Source organism: Variovorax paradoxus (assembly GCF_030815855.1).
Taxonomy (GTDB): domain Bacteria; phylum Pseudomonadota; class Gammaproteobacteria; order Burkholderiales; family Burkholderiaceae_C; genus Variovorax; species Variovorax paradoxus_M.
This window is the reverse complement of sequence record NZ_JAUSXG010000001.1, coordinates 5,048,351-5,067,536: the sequence shown is the minus strand read 5'-3', so window position 1 is coordinate 5,067,536 and position 19,186 is coordinate 5,048,351. Positions and strand designations below refer to the sequence as shown.

Genomic DNA, 19,186 nt, shown 5'->3' with positions numbered 1-19,186 from the left:
CGTCATGACCAGCCAATTCAATCGCCGCGATTCCCTCAAGTCCCTGGCCGCACTCGGCGCTGCCGGCACCCTCGGAGGCTGGAGCGCGCTTGCCGGCGCACAGCCCAAGCCGCTGACCGTCGGCGTGATCTACGTCGGCGCGCGCGACGACTACGGCTACAACCAGGCGCACGCCATGGCCGCGGCCGAAATCAAGAAGCTGCCCGGCATCAAGGTGGTGGAAGAAGAGAACGTGCCCGAAACCGCCGCGGTGCAGAAGACGATGGCCGGCATGATCTCGCAGGACGGCGCCAAGCTGCTGTTCCCCACCTCGTTCGGCTATTTCGATCCGCACATCCTCGCGGTTGCGCCCAAGAACCCCGACGTACGCTTCTCGCACTGCGGCGGCCTCTGGACCGAGGGCAAGCATCCGAAGAACGCCGGCAGCTTCTTCGGCTACATCGACGAATGCCAGTTCCTGAACGGCGTGATCGCGGCGCACATGACCAAGAGCAACAAGATCGCCTTCGTCGCGGCCAAGCCGATTCCGCAGGTGCTGCGCAACATCAACGCCTTCACGCTCGGTGCGCGCTCGGTCAAGCCGAACATCACCTGCAGTGTGATCTTCACCGGCGACTGGTCCATGGCCGTGAAAGAGGCCGAGGCTACCAACAGCCTGGCCGACCAGGGCTGCGACGTGTTCACGATGCACGTCGACGGTCCCAAGGTGGTGGTGGAGACCGCGGCCAAGCGCGGCAAGATGGTCTGCGGCTACCACGCAAGCCAGGCGAAGCTCGCGCCCAATGCGTACCTCACCGGCGCCGAGTGGAACTGGCTCACGGCCTACAAGGCCGCGATCGAGGCCGCGCAAGCCGGCAAGCCGCACCCCAACTTCCTGCGCGGCGGCCTGAAGGAAGGCTACGTGAAGATGTCGGCCTACGGCCCGATGGTGCCGGACGCTGCGAAGAAGCAGGCCGACGACATCAAGGCGAAGATGATCGCGGGCAGCTTCGACATCTTCAAGGACGGCATCAAGGACAACAAGGGCGCGGTCGTGGTGCCGGCCGGCAAGGTGCTGAAGCAGACCGACCTGGAGCTGGAAAAGATGAACTACCTGGTCGAAGGTGTGATCGGCTCGGCCTGATTCCAGGTTCATCATCACCATGCGCCACGCGCTCAAGGAATTCGCCCTGCCGGTGTTCGCCATTGCGGCGGCGCTGCTGCTGTTCGGCGTGCTGGTGGCCTTTGCCGGCATCGATCCGGTGGAGGTCTGGGCGACCCTCTTCAAGGGCGCGTTCGGCGACTGGTTCTCGTGGCAGAACACCTTGCAGCGCGCCGCGCCATTGATGCTCACCGCACTGTGCGTGGCGCTGCCGGCGCGTGCGGGGCTGATCGTCATCGGCGGGGAGGGCGCGCTGGTGCTCGGCGGCCTGGCCTCGGCGGCGCTCGCGCATGCGGTGCCGCTGCCCGGCAATGTCGTGGGCACGGCGGCGGTCTGCATGGCCGGTGCGCTCGCCGGCGCGCTGTGGATCGTGCTTGCGGGCTGGCTGCGCCAGTACCGCGGCATCAACGAAACCATCAGCAGCCTGCTCTTGGCCTACATCGCGATCGGCATCTTCAAGCACCTGGTCGAAGGGCCGCTGCGCGACCCGGCCAGCCTCAACAAACCGTCCACCCATGCGCTGAACGACGGGCTGCTGATCGGCGGCATCGGCGGCTCGGACGTGCATTGGGGTTTCGTGATCGGCGTGCTGGCCTGCCTGGCGCTCGGCTGGTGGCTGCGCGCGACGGCGTCGGGCTTCTCGGTGCGCGTGGTGGGCGGCAACCCGCGCACCGCGCAGCTCGTGGGCCTGCCGGCCACGCGGCTCATCCTCGGGGCTTGCGGGCTCGGCGGCGCCTGCGCGGGGCTCGCGGGCGCGGTCGAGGTGGCGGCGGTGCACACCAATGCCAACGCCTCGCTGATCGCGGGCTATGGCTACGCGGGCATCCTCGTCTCGTTCATCGCACGGCACAACCCGGTGGCCATCGTGCCGGTCGCGATCCTGTTCGGCGGCTTCGGTGCGGCCGGCAGCCTGCTGCAGCGCCGGCTCGGTCTGCCCGATGCCTCGGTGCTGGTGCTGCAAGGCATTGCCTTCGTGCTGATCCTCGCGAGCGAGGGTTTGCGCATGGCCGACTGGAACGCACTGCGCGCGCGCGTTCCGCGCGGAGGGGAATTCGGCGCGGGCCGCGCCGCTCCCAAGGCGAATGCCGCGGAGGCTGCGCAATGACCGCCGACCAATGGATCGCACTCGCGGCCGGCATCGTCGGCGGCGCATTGCGCGTGGGCGCGCCCTTCCTGTTCGTGAGCCTGGGCGAATGCCTCACCGAAAAGTCGGGCCGCATCAACCTCGGGCTCGAAGGCGTGCTGGTGCTTTCGGCGATGGCAGCCTTCGGCGGCGCGTATCTCACCGGTTCGGCATGGCTCGGCGTGCTGATCGGTGCGGTGGCGGGGGCTGCGCTCGCGCTGTTGCATGGCCTGTTGTGCTCGCTCGATCGCGTGAACGACGTGGCCACCGGCATCGCTCTGATGCTGCTCGGCACCGGGCTCGCGTTCTACCTGGGCAAGCCGCTGATCCAGCCGCAGGCGCCGCAGATTCCCGCGATTCCGCTCGGCTTCTGGAGCGACGATGCCGTGGTTCGCTCGGCGCTGCAACTCAACGCGCTGGTGCCGATCGGCGTGGCATTGGCCGTGCTGCTCTGGTGGGGCTTTGCGCGCACGCGCGCCGGCCTGCTGGTGCGCATGGCGGGCGATTCGGCGCAGGCGACGCGCGCGCTCGGCTACTCCGTCTCTGGCTTGCGCATTGCGGCGACGACGGCGGGCGGATTCATCGCCGGGCTCGGCGGCGCGTCGCTCACGCTGTTCTATCCGGGCAGCTGGAACGAAGGCATCTCGAGCGGCCAGGGCCTGATCGCCGTCGCGCTCGTGATCTTCGCGCGCTGGAGCCCGCTGCGCTGTGTGGGCGCGGCGTTTCTCTTCGGCGGTGCGGGCGCCATCGGTCCCGCGCTGCAGTCCATCGGCATGGGCTGGGGCTACCACCTGTTCAACACCGTGCCGTACGTGCTCACGCTGGCAATCCTGGTGCTCACCTGCAAACCTGGCAGCGCGGCGGTCGGCAGCCCCGGCGAACTTTCATCGACAAGGAGCTGAATGCCATGACAACAACAGCTGGCCGTCACGTTGACGCCGAGCCTTACGCTTGGCCCTGCAACGGCGCATTGCGGCCCGACAACACCGCGCTCATCGTGATCGACATGCAGATCGACTTCTGCGGCAAGGGCGGGTACGTCGACGTGATGGGCTACGACCTCTCGCTGGTGCAGGCGCCGATCCAGCCGATCGCACGCACGCTTGCGGCGATGCGGCCGCTGGGCTTTCACATCATCCACACGCGCGAAGGACACCGGCCCGACCTGGCCGACCTGCCCGCCAACAAGCGCTGGCGATCGCGCCAGATTGGCGCCAACGGCGTGGGCATCGGCGACGACGGCCCGTGCGGGCGCATCCTGGTGCGCGGCGAGCCGGGCTGGGAGATCATTCCCGAGCTCGCGCCGCTCCCTGGTGAGGTGGTGATCGACAAGCCCGGTAAGGGCTCGTTCTATGCCACCGACCTGGAATTGATCCTGCGCACGTGCGGCATCGAGAACCTCATCCTCGCGGGCATCACCACCGACGTGTGCGTGCACACCACCATGCGCGATGCGAACGACCGCGGGTTCGAATGCCTGTTGTTGTCGGACTGCACGGCCGCGACGGACCACGGCAACCATCTTGCGGCGCTGAAGATGATCACGATGCAGGGCGGTGTATTCGGTGCGCACGCCACGTCGCAGGCCTTGCTGGCGGCGCTATGAAGCTGTCGTGTGTTGCGCCAGGCGCGTCGGGCAACTGAGATGAATGCTTGTTTGTCTGTTCGTCGAGTTGGTTGTTCATGGCGCGCTCCCGCCGACGGGGTACCTTGCTCCGCGAATGTCCTCCGGCCTGCGGCCTGCGGCCTCCCCCTTGATTTCGCTGCGCAAGGCACCCCATCAGCGCGAGCGTTGCAAAGAGCGATCGTTGATCGGCGGTACACCCGGAGCGTGCCCCGGTGCACAGGGCATCGGGTGCTCCCCGCAGCGAAATCAAGGAGGAGGGCGAAGCCCGGGGGACATTCGCGGAGGGGAGTACCCGGTGGCCTGTGCACGCGCCCCGAACACGATCATCACCGCCAGCACAGTGAAAACGTGATATGACCACCACATCGCCTCACGCCATTGGTGCACTCCCGACGGCCAGCGGCGCACTCGCGCTCGACACCTACGAGCTGACCAAGCGCTTCGGCAGCTTCACGGCGATGGACCGCGTCACGATGCGCGTCGAGCCCGGCACGGTGCATGCGCTGCTCGGCGAGAACGGCGCGGGCAAGAGCACGCTCGTGAAATGCGTGGCCGGCTTCCAACGCGCGGAGGAGGGCAGCATCCTGATCGACGGACGCGAGCAGGACATTGCCAACCCGATCGTCGCGCGCGCGCTCGGCATCGGCATGGTCTACCAGCACTTCACGCTGGCGCCGGGCATGACGGTGGCGGAGAACCTGCTGCTCGCGGGCGGCAAGACGCCGGCGTTGATCGACTGGAAAACCAAGCGCGCGGAGCTGAAGGAATTTCTCGCGACCACGCCGTTCAGCCTCGACCTGGACGCGCGGCCTTCGGAGCTTGCCGCGGGGGAGAAGCAGAAGCTCGAACTGCTCAAGCAGCTATACCTGAAGCCGCGCCTCTTGATCCTCGATGAGCCGACCTCGGTGCTGACGCCCCAAGAAGCGGACGAGGTGCTGGGCCATGTGCGCGAGTTTGCGCGCAGCGGCTTGTGCACCGTGCTCATCATCACGCACAAGTTTCGCGAGGTGATGGCCTACGCCGACGGCGTGACAGTGCTGCGCCGCGGCAAGGCGGTGCACCACTGCCGCGTGGGGGACACGAGCCCGGCACAGCTGGCGCAGGTCATGATGGGTGGCGAAGAGACGGCCGTTGCCGCGCCGGTTTCATCGCCCGCCGTGAGGAAGCCCGTGGCCGATGCGGCACCGGTTGCGCTGAAGGTCGAAGGCCTCAAGGCGCAGGGAGACCGCGGCACGCTCGCGCTGCATGACCTGAGCCTGTCCGTGCGCGCCGGCGAGATCCTCGGCGTGGCGGGGGTCTCCGGCAATGGACAGCGCGAGCTGGTCGAGGCCTTGGTCGGCCAGCGGCCGCGCCTTGCCGGCCGCGTGACGGTGATGGGGCAGCCCTACAACGCACGCCGCGCCGAGAACCGGAGCCTCAAGGTTCGAAGCCTCCCCGAAGAGCCGCTGCGCAACGCCTGCGTGGGTGACCTCAGCGTGGCGGAGAACATGGCGCTGCGCGATTTCGACAGGCCGCCCTTGTCGCGCGGCGGCGTGCTGAACTTTCCGTTGTGGCGTAACCGGGCGCGCGACTGGATCGCCGAGTACGGCGTCAAGACGCAAGGCGAGGGCGCACCGATCCGCAGCCTTTCGGGCGGAAACGTGCAGCGCGCGGTACTGGCGCGAGAGCTCGCGGGCGACATCAACGTGCTGATTGCGGCCAACCCGGTGTTCGGCCTGGACTTTGCTGCGGTGGCCGAGATCCACGAACGCATCGTGCAGGTGCGCGAGAAGGGCGGGGCGGTGCTGCTCATCAGCGAAGACCTCGACGAGCTGCTGGAGCTGGCCGACCGCATCGTCGTGATGAGTGAGGGGCGCATCGTGTTCGAGACTTCGGCCGCGGGCGCTGAAAGGCATGTGATCGGCGCGCACATGGGCGGTGGGCATCACGAGCAGGAGCAAGCATGCGCATAGACGCCAACCCCTTCCCCTACGACTTCGGACCAAAGAGCACTGCCTTGGTTCTCATCGACATGCAGCGCGACTTCATCGAACCCGGCGGTTTCGGTGAAACCCTGGGCAACGACGTGTCGCTGCTCGAAGCCATCGTGCCCGCAACGAAAGCAGCTTTGGAGGCGTGGCGAAAAGCCGGCGGTCTCGTGGTGCATACACGGGAGGCGCACAAACCCGACCTCTCCGATTGCCCGCCCGCCAAACGCAACCGCGGCAACCCGGCCTTGCGCATCGGCGACGAAGGCCCGATGGGCCGGATTCTCGTGGCGGGGGAATCGGGCAACCAGATCATCGACGCGCTGGCTCCGATCGAAGGCGAGATCGTCATCGACAAGCCCGGCAAGGGCGCGTTCTACGCCACCGGTCTGCACGAGCTTCTGCGGGAGCGCGGCATCACGCACCTGCTGTTTGGCGGCGTGACCACCGAGGTGTGCGTGCAGACCTCGATGCGCGAAGCCAACGACCGCGGCTACGACTGCCTGCTGCTCGAAGACTGCACCGAGAGCTACTTTCCGGCCTTCAAGGCGGCCACGCTCGACATGGTCCGCGCGCAGGGCGGCATCGTCGGCTGGACCGCGCCGAGCACGGCATTGCTGACGGCGCTTCGCCGTGGGCAATGACAGCGACTACCATTCCACACGTGCCTACCGTTCGTTCCCGCTCCGCTTCACCCGCATCTGCCGTTCCCACCGCCGGCGAAAGCGTTTTTCGCACCCGCGCCGACGAGGTGTACGCGCAGCTCAAGCGCGACGTGGCCGATTTCATCCTCGTGCCCGGCGACCGCTTCACCGAGAACGAGATCAGCGAGCGGCTCGGGGTCTCGCGCACGCCGGTGCGGCAGGCGCTTTTCCGCTTGCAGCAGGAAGGGTTCGTCGAGGTGCTGTTCCGCAGCGGCTGGCGCGTGCTGCCTTTCGATTTCGACCAGTTCGAGCAGCTCTACGATCTGCGCATGGTGCTCGAGACCACCGCTGTGCACCGCCTCTGCGAAGCCGACCGCCGCGTCGACCGCAGCCTGCTCGATGCGCTGGCCGAGATCTGGCTCGTGCCCGCGGCCCAGCGCAGCAGCGACACCGCGCAGGTGGCGCAGTGGGACGAGGCTTTTCACTGCGCGCTGGTGGCTGCGGCGGGCAATGCCGAGATGGCGCGCGTGCACGGCGACGTGACCGATCGCATCCGCATCATCCGGCGGCTCGACTTCACGCAGCAGCCGCGCATCGACGCCACCTATGACGAGCACGCCAAGATCTTGAAAGCCGTTCGCGCCAACCGAGGCGACCAGGCCGCGATGCTGCTGCGCGCGCACATCGAGACCAGCCAGGCCGAGGTGCGCAAGATCACGCTGCACCAGGTGCATCTGGCGCGGCATGCAGGTAAGACCGCGCTGCGCTGAGCGGTGGCCTTTGCTACAGCGTGAAGTCGTAGTCCACCGTGATCGGCGCGTGATCGCTGAACTTGACGGTCTTGTAGATCTGCTCGTTGCGCGCCAGCGCGCCGAGCGCCGGCGTCGCCAGGTGGTAGTCGAGCCGCCATCCCACGTTGTTGGCATAGGCCTGGCCGCGGTTGCTCCACCAGGTGTAGGCCTCGGCCGTGGTGTCGGGCTTGAGCATGCGGTAGACGTCCACCAGCCCGGCGCCGTCGGTGCCGGCGTCGAGCAGCCGGGTCATCCAGGCGCGCTCTTCGGGCAGGAAGCCGCTGTTCTTCTGGTTGCCGCGCCAGTTCTTGAGGTCGATTTCCTTGTGCGCGATGTTGATGTCGCCGCAGAGGATGAATTCGCGCTCTTTCTTGAGTGCGGTGAGGTGCGGGAAGAATCCTTTCAGAAAGCGGAACTTGGCCTCCTGCCGTTCTTCGCCCGAACTGCCGCTCGGGAAGTAGCAACTGATGATCGAGAGCTTGCGCGCGGGCGTGTCGAAGCGCAGTTCGAGGTACCGGCCCTCGGCGTCGAATTCGGCGTCGCCCCAGCCGACGACCACGGCGCTTGGTGCATGCTTCGTGTAGATCGCGGTGCCGGCATAGCCTTTTTTCTCGGCGAAATGAAAGTAGCCCTTGAGGCCGGCCATTTCTTCGAACCGCCCTTCGATGTCGCTCGCCTGCACCCGGATCTCTTGCATGCAAATACAATCCGGCGCAAGTTCGGCCACCCAGTCCGCCACCCCTTTCGTGGCGGCCGAACGAAGGCCATTGAGATTGAGGCTGGTCAGTTTGAACACAAGGAATTCCCGATGGCTGTAGATGGTGAGAAAAGCAGCGCGGTGGCGCAGGACTTCGTCCAGTTCGCGCTCGACTCCGGCGTGCTGCGCTTCGGCGAGTTCAAGACCAAGGCCGGCCGCCTGAGCCCCTACTTCTTCAATTCGGGCCTTTTCGACGACGGCGCCAAGATCGCGCGGCTCGCCGGATTCTATGCAGACCGGCTGATCGAGAGCGGCGTCGAGTTCGACATGATCTTCGGCCCGGCCTACAAGGGCATTCCGCTGGGCGCCACGGTGGCCGCCGAACTGGCCCGGCGCGGCCGCAACTACCCCTTTGCCTACAACCGCAAGGAAGCCAAGGCGCACGGCGAAGGCGGCAACCTGGTCGGTGCGCCGCTCAAGGGTCGCGTGCTCATCGTCGACGACGTGATGTCGGCCGGCACCGCGGTGCGCGAATCGATTGCGGCCATCGAAGCCGCCGGCGCCACCCCGCACGCGGTGTCCATTGCGCTCGACCGCCAGGAGAAAGCCACCGAAAACGGCGTGGACGTGGACCACAGCGCGGTGCAGTACGTGCGGAACCAGCTGGGCCTCAAAGTGGTGGCCATTGCCACGCTCGACGACCTGTTGAATTACCTGTCTGGCAACGCCGCCGCCGACCTTGGCGCACACCGCGAGCGCGTGCTCGCCTACCGCGCCCGCTATGGCGCCAACTGAGATCCCTCTCATGCCTGTGCGCAAGCTCGATCAGACGGCCCGGCCGTTCGCGGCCACCTGTGCGCCGCCGCTATTGCTGCTGCTGGTGATGGCGCTGTTGCCCACCGAGGCACCGGCACAGTCCACACAGGCGCCGGCCGCCATCTATTCCTGCACCGATGCCCGCGGCCGCACGCTCACGGCCGACCGCCCGATTGCCGAATGCACCGACCGCGAGCAGCGCGAACTGAGCCCGAGCGGCACCACGCGCCGCAAGATCGAGCCGACCTACACCGCGCGCGAACTGGCCGAGCGCGAAGACCGTGCCCGCGAAGCATCGATCCAGGCCGCGCGCCTGATCGACGAACGCCGCCGCGAGCGTGCATTGCTGGTGCGCTATCCCAACGCCACCGTGCACGACCGCGAGCGCAAGGAGGCGCTGGTGCAGATCGACGCGGTGATCCAGGCCGCGCAGAAGCGCCTGGACGAACTCGCCGAAGACCGCAAGAAGATCGACGAAGAGCTCGAGTTCTACAAGCACGACATCAGCAAGGCGCCGGGCGCGGTGCGCCGCAAGCTCGAGGACAACGCACAGAGCGTGGCGGTGCAGAAACGCTTCATCGGCGAGCAGGAAGACGAGAAGAGGCGCGTGAATGCGCGCTTCGACGAGGAGCGCTCGCGCCTCAAATTGATCTGGTCGCCGCAGAACGGCGGCGGAAAATAGGCTCGCCCCCAGGCTTCGCGCACTTCGTGTCGCTACTCCCTCCCCCTACCGGGGGCGATACCAGCGGCCCGGCAAAGCCGGTTCCGCGGTATCCCGCGAATAAATCGGGTCAGGCCAGCTTGGCTTTCAGCAGTTCGGTGACCTGCGCGGGGTTCGCCTTGCCGCCGCTGGCCTTCATCACCTGGCCCACGAGGCCGTTCAGCGCCTTTTCCTTGCCGGCGCGGTACTCGTCGACGTTCTTCTGGTTCTTGGCGATGACTTCGTCCAGGATCTTGTCGAGCGCGCCGGTATCGTTCATCGGCTTCAGGTCCTTGGCTTCGATGATCGCGTCGACATCGCTGCCTTCGCCGGTCCACAGGGCATCGAACACCTGGCGCGCCGCGTTGTTGGGCAGCGTGCCGTCGGCGACGCGTTGCACCAGCTGGGCGAGCTGCTGTGCCGTGACCGGTGCGGCTTCGATGCCGATTTCCTGCGCGTTCAGGCGGCGCGCCATCTCGCCGGTGATCCAGTTGCTCGCGAGCTTGGGCGTTGCGCCGGCCTTCACCGCTTCATCGAAGTAGCGCGCGAGCGCCGGGCTCTGCGTGAGCTGCGCCGCGTCGTATTCCGACATGCCGTGGTCGCGCACGTAGCGCTCGGCCATGGCGCGCGGCAGTTCGGGCATGGTGGTGCGCACGCGCTCGATCCATTCGGGCTCGATGGCGAGCGGTGGCAGGTCCGGGTCGGGAAAGTAGCGGTAATCGGCCGCGTCTTCCTTGGTGCGCATGGTGCGCGTCTCGCCAGTGTCGGGGTCGAACAGCACGGTGGCCTGTTCGATCTTGCGGCCGTCCTCGAGCTCGTTGATCTGCGAGTTGATCTCGTAGTCGATGGCCTGCTGCATGAACTTGAAGCTGTTCAGGTTCTTGATCTCGCGCCGCGTGCCGAGCTTCTCGCCGGGCTTGCGCACCGACACGTTGGCGTCGCAGCGGAAGCTGCCTTCCTGCATGTTGCCGTCGCAGATGCCGATCCAGGTGACGATCTTGTGCAGCTCACGCGCATAGGCCACGGCCTCGGCGGTGGAGCGCATGTCGGGCTCGGTCACGATCTCGAGCAGCGGCGTGCCGGCGCGGTTCAGGTCGATGCCGCTCTGGCCGATGAAGTCTTCGTGCAGCGACTTGCCCGCGTCTTCCTCGAGGTGGGCGCGCACCAGGCGCACGGTCTTCTTTTCTTCGCCGAGGAAGAAGGAGACCGCGCCGCCCTGCACGACCGGAATCTCGAACTGGCTGATCTGGTAGCCCTTGGGCAGGTCGGGATAGAAATAGTTCTTGCGAGCGAACACGCTGCGCGGCGCAATGTGCGAGCCGAGCGCGAGGCCGAGCTTGATGGCGCGCTCGACCGCGCCCTTGTTCATCACCGGCAGCGTGCCGGGCAGCGCCAGATCGACCGCGCAGGCCTGCGTGTTGGGCTCGGCGCCAAAGGCGGTAGAGGCGCGGCTGAAGATTTTGCTGGCGGTCGACAGCTGCGCGTGCGTCTCGAAGCCGATGATGACTTCATAGCCGCGCACCAGCGGGCCGGTCGGGCGGCCTTGTTGTTGTGCTTCGAATGTGTTCACGGGGTCGCTCATCTCAAAAGCCCTCGGGCGTGCGCATGTGCCAGTCGGTGGCTTGCTGGAAGCGGTGCGCTGCGTTCAGCAGCTTCGCTTCGCCGAAGTAGTTGCCGATCAACTGCAGTCCCACGGGCATGCCTGTATCGAAGCCCGCGGGCACGCTCATGCCGGGCAGGCCGGCGAGCGATGCGGGCAGCGTGAAGATGTCGGCGAGGTAGTCGGCCACCGGGTCGTCGCCGTGCTCGCCGATTTTCCAGGCGGTGGTCGGCGCGGCGGGGCCGGCGATCACGTCGCACTGCTTGAAGGCCTGCTGGAAGTCGTCCGCGATCATGCGGCGCACCTTTTGCGCCTGCAGGTAGTACGCGTCGTAGTAGCCGTGCGACAGCACGTAGGTGCCGATCATGATGCGGCGTTTCACCTCGTCGCCGAAGCCTTCGGCGCGCGTGCGCTCGTACATGTCGCCGAGGTCTTTGTACTGTTTCGCGCGGTGGCCGAACTTGACACCGTCGAAGCGGCTCAGGTTGCTCGAGGCCTCGGCCGCCGCGAGGATGTAGTACACGGGAATCGACAGTTCGGTGCGCGGCAGGCTCACTTCGACACGCCTGGCGCCGAGCTTCTCGTACTGCGCGAGCGCCGCATCGACGGCGGCGCGCACGCCGGGCGCCACGCCTTCGCCGAAGAACTCCTTCGGCACGCCGATGCGCAGGCCCTCGAGCGAGTCGTTCAGCGAGCGGCCGAAGTTCTCGGCGGGCTTGTCGAGCGATGTCGAATCGCGGTCGAGGTCGGGACCGCAGAAGGCCGACAGCAGCAGCGCGCAGTCTTCGGCCGAGCGCGCCATCGGGCCGGCCTGGTCGAGGCTCGACGCGAAGGCCACCATGCCGTAGCGCGAGGCGCGGCCGTAGGTCGGCTTGATGCCCGTCACGCCGCAGAACGAGGCCGGCTGGCGGATCGAGCCGCCGGTATCGGTGCCGGTGGCCGCGGGTGCGAGGCGTGCCGCCACGGCGGCCGCGCTGGCACCCGAGGAGCCGCCCGGAATGCGCTCGCGGTTCCAGGGGTTTTGCACCGGCACGGCGGTGTCGTGGCCCACGGCGGGCACGGCGACGTTCTCGTTGGCCGAGCCCATCGCGAATTCGTCGCAGCTCAGCTTGCCGAGCGTGACCGCGCCGGCTTCGGCCAGCCGGCGCACCACGGTGGCATCGAACGGCGAGCGGTAGCCCGCGAGCATCTTCGAGCCGGCGGTGGTGGCGAAATCGGTGGTGACGAAGATGTCCTTGTGCGCAATCGGCACGCCGGCCAGCGCGGGTGCGGTGCCGGAGGCGATTTGCGCGTCGGCCGCGCGGGCCTGGGCCAGCGTGACTTCCTCGTTCACGTCGACAAAAGTACCAAGCGATTCGTGGGCCTTCATGCGGCTCAGGAAAGCTTGGGAAGCTTCGACGGCCGAAACCTTGCGCTCGGCCAGAGCCTTGGCCAGAGCGACCACGCCCATCTGATGCAATTCGCCGCTCATTGCGGTACCCCCACGCTTGCCACGTTGTGTGCTGCGCTGCCCCCCGAGGGGGCCTTCGCGCCTTGGAGCGGTCCGGCGGCGCTCATTCGATCACCTTCGGCACGAGGAACAGCCCGGCTTCGACGGCCGGGGCGCTCTTCTGATTGGCTTCGCGGTTGTTGGGCTCGCTCACCACGTCGTCGCGCAAACGCAGTGTGATGTCCTCGATGGCCGCCACCGGATGGGCCAGGGGCTCGACGCCGGCGGTGTCGACCGAACGCATACGTTCGACTAAATCAAAAAAGCCGTTGATCTGGCTGAGCATGCGCTCGCTTTCGTCGGAAGCGAGCTGCAGCCTTGCCAGCGAGGCAATGCGTGCAATATCTGAAGCGGAAAGTGACATGGGTCGAACCGGTCGAAAAACCGGAAGTAATCGCACGCCCAACGGGGTGCTAACACGGGATTCAGAGGGGGATTCAGGTATTATCCCGCCTTTGCCGCAACCCCCGCGAACGCGCCGGCTTTTGCGCCAAAAACGATCAATTCACCCCGTCAAACGACCAAAAACAGAGCGACGACCTGCCGACGCGCAGGCGTGCTCCAGAGGATTCCGCACATGTTTGGAGCTTTCCGTCGGTACTTTTCCACCGACCTCGCGATCGATCTCGGCACCGCCAACACACTGATCTTTGCCCGCAACAAGGGCATCGTGCTGGACGAGCCCTCAGTGGTCGCCATCCGCCACGAAGGCGGCCCCCACGGCAAGAAGGTGATCCAGGCCGTCGGCCGCGAAGCCAAGGCCATGCTGGGCAAGGTGCCCGGCAACATCGAGGCGATCCGCCCGATGAAGGACGGCGTGATTGCCGACTTCGTGATCACCGAGCAGATGATCAAGCAGTTCATCAAGATGGTGCACCCGCGCACGCTGCTCACGCCGAGCCCGCGCATCATCATCTGCGTGCCCTGCGGCTCCACCCAGGTCGAGCGCCGCGCCATCAAGGACGCGGCCGAGGCGGCGGGTGCCACTTCCGTCTATCTCATCGAGGAACCGATGGCCGCGGCCATCGGTGCCGGCCTGCCGGTCAGCGAGGCGTCGGGCTCGATGGTGGTCGACATCGGCGGCGGTACCACCGAAGTGGGCGTCATCAGCCTGGGCGGCATGGTCTACAAGGGCTCCGTGCGCGTCGGTGGCGACCGCTTCGACGAAGCCATCATCAACTACATCCGCCGCAACTACGGCATGCTGATCGGCGAGCCGACGGCCGAGGTCATCAAGAAGAACATCGGCTCGGCCTTCCCGGGCTCCGAAGTCAAGGAAATGGAAGTCAAGGGCCGTAACCTTTCCGAAGGCGTGCCGCGCAGCTTCACCATCAGCAGCAACGAAGTGCTGGAAGCCCTGACCGATCCGCTCAACAACATCGTCTCGGCCGTGAAGAACGCGCTGGAACAGACGCCGCCCGAACTGGGCGCCGACATCGCCGAGCGCGGCATGATGCTGACCGGCGGCGGCGCGCTGCTGCGCGACCTCGACCGCCTGCTGGCCGAGGAAACCGGCCTGCCGGTGCTGGTGGCCGAAGATCCGCTGACCTGCGTGGTGCGCGGTTGCGGCATTGCCCTCGAGCGCATGGACCGCTTGGGAAGCATCTTCACGAGCGAGTGAATGCGCCACCGCCATCATCGGCCGGCTCTGCGTGTGCAGGCCGGCCTTTTTGCCATCTGACGTTGCACAGCCAGGTCTGAACCATGCCCTTGGGCACGCTCGATCGCACAGCCCCGCCCCTGTTCAATCAGGGGCAGTCGGCCCTGAGCAAGCTGATTTTTTTCGGCGCGCTCGCGCTGTTCCTGATGGTGGCCGATGCGCGCTTCCGCCTTGTGCAGCCCATCCGCACGGCCGTGGGCGCGATGCTCTATCCGGTGCAATGGGTCGCGCTCAAGCCGGTGCAGATGGTGGTCGGCGGCAGCCGCTACTTCGAAGACCTTCAAAAGGCCCAGCGCGACGAGCAGGAAGCCCGCAAGGCGCTCATGGCGCAGGCCGAGCGCGCGAGCCAGGCCGACACGCTCGCGCAGGACAACGCGCGGCTGCGCTCGCTGCTCGAGCTTCGCCAGACCACCCAGGCGCCGGGCCGCGCGGCCGAAGTGCTTTATGACGCCGCGGACCCGTACACGCGCAAGATCGTCATCGACCAGGGGCTCACGCAGGGCGTGGCGGCCGGCTCTCCGGTGATCGACGCCTACGGCGTGCTCGGCCAGGTGACGCAGGTGCAGCCCTTCACGAGCGAGGTCACGCTGGTCATCGACCGCGACCTTTCCATTCCGGTTCAGAACACCCGCACCGGCGTGCGCAGCGTGGCCTTCGGCGACGCGTCGGCGCACGGCGCCGGGCTGGAGCTGCGTTTCATGGCCGCCAATGCCGATCTGCAGGAGGGCGACCTGCTCTCCACCAGCGGCGTCGACGGCGTCTATCCGCCCGGCCTGCCGGTCGCGAAGATCGAGCGCATCGAGCGGCGCGCCGACTCCGCCTTTGCGCGCATCTACTGCGTGCCGCTGGCTCGCGTGACGGCCGCGCGCTACGTGCTGGTTCTGGCGCCCACGGGCGCGCCCTCGGCACCGCCTGCGGCACCCACCGCCGCAGCGCGCAAGAAGCCAGAGTCCAAGCCGGCCGCGAAAACCGACAAGGCCGACAAGAAACCCGCGGAGCGCGCCCGATGATCAAACGCCCCGGCCAGCAGCAGCTCCTGCTGCCCGTCAGCCCGCTCTTCATGTGGTCGAGCCTCGTGGTGGCGCTGCTCATCAACATGATTCCGATCGGCCGCGCCGCGTGGATGCCCGACCTGCTTGCGCTGGCCATCGTGTTCTGGGGCGTGCACCAGCCGATGCGCGTGGGCATTGGCGCGGCCTTCGTCTTCGGCCTGTGCATGGACGTGCACCAGGCGTCCATGCTGGGCCAGCATGCGCTGTCCTACACCACGCTGGGCTTCTTCGCGATCACCATCCACCGGCGCCTGCTCTGGTATCCGGTGGCGTCGCAGGCGCTGCAGGTGCTGCCGCTCTTCGCGCTGTCTCAGTTCATCGAGGTGGTCACGCGCCTGATCGGCGGCGGCGTGTTCCCGGGCTGGACGGTGCTCATCTCCCCGGCCATCGAGGCCGCGCTGTGGCCGCTGGCAACCGCGCTTCTGCTGGCGCCGCAGCGCCGCACGCCGGAACCGGACGAAAACCGCCCCCTCTAAGCCCGAGGCAGCCGCATTTGCCATCGCACTTGCACACGCCTAAGCTCACGCCGCCATGACCGAAATCCGCAACGTTGCCGCCGACCTCGCACGCTTCAAGCGCCGCGTGATCGTGATCGGCATGGCGGTGCTCTTCGCCTTCGGACTGCTCGGCGCACGATTGGTCTACCTGCAGGTGGTGCGGCACGAAGACCTGGCGGAGCAGGCCGAGAGCAACCGCACGGCCATCGTGCCTGTGGTGCCCAACCGCGGGCTGATCCTCGATCGCAACGGCATCGTGCTGGCCTCGAACTATTCGGCCTACACGCTGGAGATCACGCCCTCGAAGGTGGGCGATGTCGAGGAGACCATCGACAGCCTGACGCAGGTGCTCGAGGTGTCGCCGCGCGACCGCCGCCGCTTCAAGCGCCTGCGCGAAGATTCGCGCAGCTTCGACTCGATTCCGATCCGCACCCGCCTGAGCGACGAGGAGGTGGCGCGTTTCGCGGCGCAGCGCTACCGTTTCCCGGGCGTGGAAATCAAGGCGCGGCTGTTCCGGAACTATCCGCATGGCGAGATCGCCTCGCACGTGCTCGGCTACATCGGCCGCATCAACCAGCGCGAGAAGACCGCGATGGAAGACTGGGCCGAGGAAGACCAGGCCAACTACAAGGGCACCGATTACATCGGCAAGCTCGGCATCGAGCAAAGCTACGAGAAGACGCTGCACGGCCAGACCGGCGTCGAGCAGATGGAAACCTCGGCCGGCGGCCGCGCGGTGCGCCGGCTCGCGAGCCACCCGGCCACGCCGGGCAACACCGTGATGCTGTCGCTCGACATCAAGCTGCAGAAGCTCGTGGAAGACATGTTCGGCGAGCGCCGCGGCGCGCTGGTGGCCATCGACCCCAAGACCGGCGAGGTGCTGGCCTTCGTGAGCAAGCCCACTTTCGATCCCAACCTGTTCGTCGAAGGCATCGACACCGAAAGCTGGAAAGAGCTCAGCGAGTCGCTCGACAAGCCGCTCCTCAACCGAGCGCTGCGCGGCACCTACCCGCCCGGCTCCACCTACAAGCCCTTCATGGCGCTGGCCGCGCTGCAAACCGGCAAGCGCGGTCCGAACGTGGTGGTCAACGACCCCGGCTACTTCAACTTCGGCGGCCACCGCTTCGGCAGCCCCGAAGGCAATATCGGCGGCGTCGACATGCGGCGCTCGATCCAGCTGTCGAGCAACATCTACTATTACTCGCTGGCCAACGAGATGGGCGTGGACCTGATCCACGACTTCATGAAGCCGATGGGCTTCGGCCAGATCACCGGCATCGACCTGGGCGGCGAGGTGCGCGGCGTGCTGCCCAGCACCGAGTGGAAGCGCAACGCCTACAAGCGGCCCGAGCAGAAGAAATGGTACGCGGGCGAAACCATCTCGCTGGGCATCGGGCAGGGCTACAACGCCTTCACCATGCTGCAGCTCGCGCAGGCCACAGCCATCGTGGCCGACGGCGGCATGAAGCACAAGCCGCACCTGGTGCTGGCCACGCGCAACACGGTGAGCGGCCAGGTGGCGCCGCTGCTCCAGCCGCCGGCCGAGAACCTCGGCTACACCGCGGCCAACGTGGCGGTGGTTCGCGAGGGCCTGACCAGCGTGGTGACCAGCGGCACCGCGCGCGGCGTGTTCGCGGGCGCGGGCTACCAGGCCGCCGGCAAGACGGGCACCGCGCAGGCGGTGACACAGGCGCAGAACACCCGGTACAACGCCCGCGCGCTCGAAGAGCACCAGCGCGACCACGCGCTGTTCATGGCGTTTGCACCGGTCAACAATCCGAAGATCGCCCTCGCGGTGATCGTCGAGAACGCTGGCTGGGGCGCCGGTGCCGCGGCGCCCATTGCGCGCCGGGTGTTCGACTACGTGCTGATGGATCAGTACCCGAGCGAGGCCGACATGGCCGCCGTCAAGATCGGCAAGGCCGCGGCGCCCATCGGCAAGCCGCGCGTGGCGAGCGAAGTGGCGTGGCCGGCGGCGGCCACTGCTGCGACCGCGCCCTGATGGTTTTTCTCCCTCTCCCAGAGGGAGAGGGGACAAGGCACTAAGCCCCTGCGACGGTGCCGCGGACTTCACCCAGGCCGATGCGCACCGCCCCCTCGCGCTCGCAGTAGCCGCGCATGATCAGCGTGTCGCCGTCTTCGAGAAAGGTGCGCTTCTCGCCATTCGGCAGCGTGATCGGCTGTTTGCCGCCCAGTGTGAGTTCCATCAGCGAGCCGGCTTCGTTGGGCTTGGGGCCCGAGAGCGTGCCCGAGCCCAGCAGGTCGCCGGGCTGCAGGTTGCAGCCATTCACCGTGTGGTGCGTGACGAGCTGCGCGGCGGTCCAGTAGGCGGCCTCGGTGGTGTTGCCGCGCGTGAGGTGCACGGGCGCCACGCCTTCGGCGCGCATCTTCGCGGTCTGCAGCAGCACTTCGAGCGTGATGTCGAGCGCGCCGCTTTCGCGGTTCGACGGGGCATCGAGGTACGGCAGCGGCTGCGGGTCTTCGGCCGGCCGTTCGAACTTTGCGCGGAAAGGCGCCAGCGCGTCCATCGTCACGATCCACGGGGACAGCGCGCTCGCGAAGTTCTTCGAGAGAAAGGGGCCGAGCGGCTGGTATTCCCAGGCCTGCAGGTCGCGCGCCGACCAGTCGTTGAGCAGCGTCACGCCGAACAGGTGGTCTTCGGCCTCGCCGACGGCAATCGGCTCGCCGAGCGCATTGCCGCGGCCGATGAGGAAGCCCAGTTCCAGCTCGTAGTCGAGCCGCTTCGATGGCCCGAAGCTCGGTTCGGCCGCATCGGGCGCCTTGGTCTGGCCCTGCGGGCGCTTGAAGACCTGGCCGCTCACGCCGATGGACGATGCACGGCCGTGGTACCCGATGGGCACCCACTTGTAGTTGGGCATCAGCGGCTGGTCGGGGCGGAACAGCTTGCCGATGGTGGTCGCATGGTGGATGCCGGTATAGAAGTCGGTGTAGTCGCCGATGCGGCAAGGCACGGTCATCTCGGCCGCGGCCTGCGGCAGCAGCGCCTTCGACCATGCGGCCTCTTTGCCGCTGCCTTCCGCAAGGCCCGCCGAAATTGCCGCGCGAAGTGCCTGGCGGTCTTTCACGCTCGCGCTCATCAGCACGTTCATGTCGTCCGTATCGACGAGGCCTGCGGCCTTCAGGTCGAGCACCTGGTCACCGATGGCGACGCCGATGCGAAAGGCCTCGCTGCCGCCGGCCGCGCGGAAGCGGCCGAAGGGCAGGTTCTGGATCGGAAAGTCGCAGCCGGCGTCGTTGGCCGAGGCAACCCAGCTGCGCAGCTTCGGGTCATGGGTGGCGTTCAGTGCGATGGTCATGGAATATCTTTCAAATAATGCTCTGCGGCGATAGCGGCTCTTTCGCGGAACACCGCGGAACCGGC

Annotated in this window: 18 protein-coding genes; 13 read left to right on the top strand and 5 right to left on the bottom strand. The window is 67.1% G+C overall.

The features are described from left to right. The first annotated feature begins 4 nt into the window (after window positions 1-4). The 7 genes from QFZ42_RS24100 to QFZ42_RS24070 all read left to right on the top strand — a co-directional run bounded on the left by QFZ42_RS24100 (window position 5) and on the right by QFZ42_RS24070 (window position 7,272). Window positions 5-1,123 (top strand): BMP family ABC transporter substrate-binding protein, encoded by a 1,119-nt coding sequence (locus QFZ42_RS24100; protein ID WP_307703389.1) that lies wholly within the window; start codon window positions 5-7, stop codon window positions 1,121-1,123. A gap of 19 nt (window positions 1,124-1,142) precedes the next feature. Beyond that, window positions 1,143-2,246: an ABC transporter permease gene (locus QFZ42_RS24095; RefSeq protein ID WP_307703388.1), complete on the top strand. Its 1,104-nt coding sequence runs from the start codon at window positions 1,143-1,145 to the stop codon at window positions 2,244-2,246. Further along, window positions 2,243-3,166, top strand: coding sequence for an ABC transporter permease (locus QFZ42_RS24090; RefSeq protein ID WP_307703387.1), 924 nt, complete (start codon window positions 2,243-2,245; stop codon window positions 3,164-3,166). The genes QFZ42_RS24095 and QFZ42_RS24090 overlap by 4 nt, the downstream gene beginning before the upstream one ends. 5 nt (window positions 3,167-3,171) lie before the next feature. Then, entirely contained in the window at window positions 3,172-3,870 is a 699-nt protein-coding gene (gene biuH / locus QFZ42_RS24085; RefSeq protein WP_307703386.1) for a biuret amidohydrolase, read from the top strand. Between the two features lie 374 nt (window positions 3,871-4,244). Next, window positions 4,245-5,843, top strand: a complete 1,599-nt coding sequence (locus tag QFZ42_RS24080; protein WP_307703385.1) for an ABC transporter ATP-binding protein — start codon at window positions 4,245-4,247, stop codon at window positions 5,841-5,843. Next, window positions 5,834-6,502: a cysteine hydrolase family protein gene (locus QFZ42_RS24075; RefSeq protein ID WP_307703384.1), complete on the top strand. Its 669-nt coding sequence runs from the start codon at window positions 5,834-5,836 to the stop codon at window positions 6,500-6,502. The genes QFZ42_RS24080 and QFZ42_RS24075 overlap by 10 nt, the downstream gene beginning before the upstream one ends. Further along, window positions 6,499-7,272 carry a GntR family transcriptional regulator gene (locus tag QFZ42_RS24070; RefSeq protein ID WP_307703383.1) on the top strand — a complete coding sequence of 258 codons (774 nt, stop codon included), beginning with the start codon at window positions 6,499-6,501 and terminating at the stop codon, window positions 7,270-7,272. The genes QFZ42_RS24075 and QFZ42_RS24070 overlap by 4 nt, the downstream gene beginning before the upstream one ends. 13 nt (window positions 7,273-7,285) lie before the next feature. Here QFZ42_RS24070 and QFZ42_RS24065 read toward each other — a convergent pair whose 3' ends face one another. Continuing rightward, entirely contained in the window at window positions 7,286-8,089 is an 804-nt protein-coding gene (locus QFZ42_RS24065; RefSeq protein WP_307703382.1) for an exodeoxyribonuclease III, read from the bottom strand. Between the two features lie 12 nt (window positions 8,090-8,101). Here QFZ42_RS24065 and pyrE point away from each other — a divergent pair, with 12 nt between their 5' ends. Further along, the gene (gene pyrE / locus QFZ42_RS24060; protein WP_307703381.1) at window positions 8,102-8,785 is read left to right on the top strand and encodes an orotate phosphoribosyltransferase; all 684 of its coding nucleotides are present in this window, start codon (window positions 8,102-8,104) and stop codon (window positions 8,783-8,785) included. Between the two features lie 10 nt (window positions 8,786-8,795). Further along, a complete protein-coding gene (locus QFZ42_RS24055; protein WP_307703380.1) occupies window positions 8,796-9,488 on the top strand; it encodes a DUF4124 domain-containing protein in 693 nt (230 codons plus the stop codon). Window positions 9,489-9,597: 109 nt separating this feature from the next. On the opposite strand, the gene gatB is transcribed toward QFZ42_RS24055, so the two are convergent. The 3 genes from gatB to gatC form a co-directional block, all read right to left on the bottom strand. Then, window positions 9,598-11,088: an Asp-tRNA(Asn)/Glu-tRNA(Gln) amidotransferase subunit GatB gene (gatB, locus tag QFZ42_RS24050; RefSeq protein ID WP_307703379.1), complete on the bottom strand. Its 1,491-nt coding sequence runs from the start codon at window positions 11,086-11,088 to the stop codon at window positions 9,598-9,600. Window position 11,089: 1 nt separating this feature from the next. Beyond that, the gene (gatA, locus tag QFZ42_RS24045) at window positions 11,090-12,577 is read right to left on the bottom strand and encodes an Asp-tRNA(Asn)/Glu-tRNA(Gln) amidotransferase subunit GatA (protein ID WP_307703378.1); all 1,488 of its coding nucleotides are present in this window, start codon (window positions 12,575-12,577) and stop codon (window positions 11,090-11,092) included. Between the two features lie 82 nt (window positions 12,578-12,659). Next, window positions 12,660-12,959, bottom strand: a complete 300-nt coding sequence (gene gatC, locus QFZ42_RS24040) for an Asp-tRNA(Asn)/Glu-tRNA(Gln) amidotransferase subunit GatC (protein ID WP_307703377.1) — start codon at window positions 12,957-12,959, stop codon at window positions 12,660-12,662. Window positions 12,960-13,172: 213 nt separating this feature from the next. Here gatC and QFZ42_RS24035 point away from each other — a divergent pair, with 213 nt between their 5' ends. The 4 genes from QFZ42_RS24035 to mrdA all read left to right on the top strand — a co-directional run bounded on the left by QFZ42_RS24035 (window position 13,173) and on the right by mrdA (window position 17,806). Further along, window positions 13,173-14,216: a rod shape-determining protein gene (locus tag QFZ42_RS24035; protein ID WP_007833435.1), complete on the top strand. Its 1,044-nt coding sequence runs from the start codon at window positions 13,173-13,175 to the stop codon at window positions 14,214-14,216. A gap of 83 nt (window positions 14,217-14,299) precedes the next feature. Continuing rightward, window positions 14,300-15,265, top strand: a complete 966-nt coding sequence (gene mreC, locus QFZ42_RS24030; RefSeq protein ID WP_307703376.1) for a rod shape-determining protein MreC — start codon at window positions 14,300-14,302, stop codon at window positions 15,263-15,265. Beyond that, window positions 15,262-15,783 carry a rod shape-determining protein MreD gene (gene mreD / locus QFZ42_RS24025; protein ID WP_307703375.1) on the top strand — a complete coding sequence of 174 codons (522 nt, stop codon included), beginning with the start codon at window positions 15,262-15,264 and terminating at the stop codon, window positions 15,781-15,783. The genes mreC and mreD overlap by 4 nt, the downstream gene beginning before the upstream one ends. Before the next feature lie 55 nt (window positions 15,784-15,838). Then, a complete protein-coding gene (mrdA, locus tag QFZ42_RS24020; protein ID WP_307703374.1) occupies window positions 15,839-17,806 on the top strand; it encodes a penicillin-binding protein 2 in 1,968 nt (655 codons plus the stop codon). A 40-nt stretch (window positions 17,807-17,846) separates the two neighbouring features. On the opposite strand, the gene fahA is transcribed toward mrdA, so the two are convergent. Continuing rightward, complete coding sequence (fahA, locus tag QFZ42_RS24015) at window positions 17,847-19,121, bottom strand: fumarylacetoacetase (RefSeq protein WP_307703373.1); 1,275 nt, start codon at window positions 19,119-19,121, stop codon at window positions 17,847-17,849. Window positions 19,122-19,186: the final 65 nt, after the last annotated feature.

Bases quoted from the DNA above. Each gene is read 5' to 3' on its own strand.
- QFZ42_RS24100 (WP_307703389.1), top strand. From the start codon at position 5: ATGACCAGCCAATTCAATCGCCGCGATTCCCTCAAGTCCCTGGCCGCA.
- QFZ42_RS24095 (WP_307703388.1), top strand. From the start codon at position 1,143: ATGCGCCACGCGCTCAAGGAATTCGCCCTGCCGGTGTTCGCCATTGCG.
- QFZ42_RS24090 (WP_307703387.1), top strand. From the start codon at position 2,243: ATGACCGCCGACCAATGGATCGCACTCGCGGCCGGCATCGTCGGCGGC.
- biuH (WP_307703386.1), top strand. From the start codon at position 3,172: ATGACAACAACAGCTGGCCGTCACGTTGACGCCGAGCCTTACGCTTGG.
- QFZ42_RS24080 (WP_307703385.1), top strand. From the start codon at position 4,245: ATGACCACCACATCGCCTCACGCCATTGGTGCACTCCCGACGGCCAGC.
- QFZ42_RS24075 (WP_307703384.1), top strand. From the start codon at position 5,834: ATGCGCATAGACGCCAACCCCTTCCCCTACGACTTCGGACCAAAGAGC.
- QFZ42_RS24070 (WP_307703383.1), top strand. From the start codon at position 6,499: ATGACAGCGACTACCATTCCACACGTGCCTACCGTTCGTTCCCGCTCC.
- pyrE (WP_307703381.1), top strand. From the start codon at position 8,102: ATGGCTGTAGATGGTGAGAAAAGCAGCGCGGTGGCGCAGGACTTCGTC.
- QFZ42_RS24055 (WP_307703380.1), top strand. From the start codon at position 8,796: ATGCCTGTGCGCAAGCTCGATCAGACGGCCCGGCCGTTCGCGGCCACC.
- gatB (WP_307703379.1), bottom strand. From the start codon at position 11,088: ATGAGCGACCCCGTGAACACATTCGAAGCACAACAACAAGGCCGCCCG.
- gatA (WP_307703378.1), bottom strand. From the start codon at position 12,577: ATGAGCGGCGAATTGCATCAGATGGGCGTGGTCGCTCTGGCCAAGGCT.
- gatC (WP_307703377.1), bottom strand. From the start codon at position 12,959: ATGTCACTTTCCGCTTCAGATATTGCACGCATTGCCTCGCTGGCAAGG.
- QFZ42_RS24035 (WP_007833435.1), top strand. From the start codon at position 13,173: ATGTTTGGAGCTTTCCGTCGGTACTTTTCCACCGACCTCGCGATCGAT.
- mreC (WP_307703376.1), top strand. From the start codon at position 14,300: ATGCCCTTGGGCACGCTCGATCGCACAGCCCCGCCCCTGTTCAATCAG.
- mreD (WP_307703375.1), top strand. From the start codon at position 15,262: ATGATCAAACGCCCCGGCCAGCAGCAGCTCCTGCTGCCCGTCAGCCCG.
- mrdA (WP_307703374.1), top strand. From the start codon at position 15,839: ATGACCGAAATCCGCAACGTTGCCGCCGACCTCGCACGCTTCAAGCGC.
- fahA (WP_307703373.1), bottom strand. From the start codon at position 19,121: ATGACCATCGCACTGAACGCCACCCATGACCCGAAGCTGCGCAGCTGG.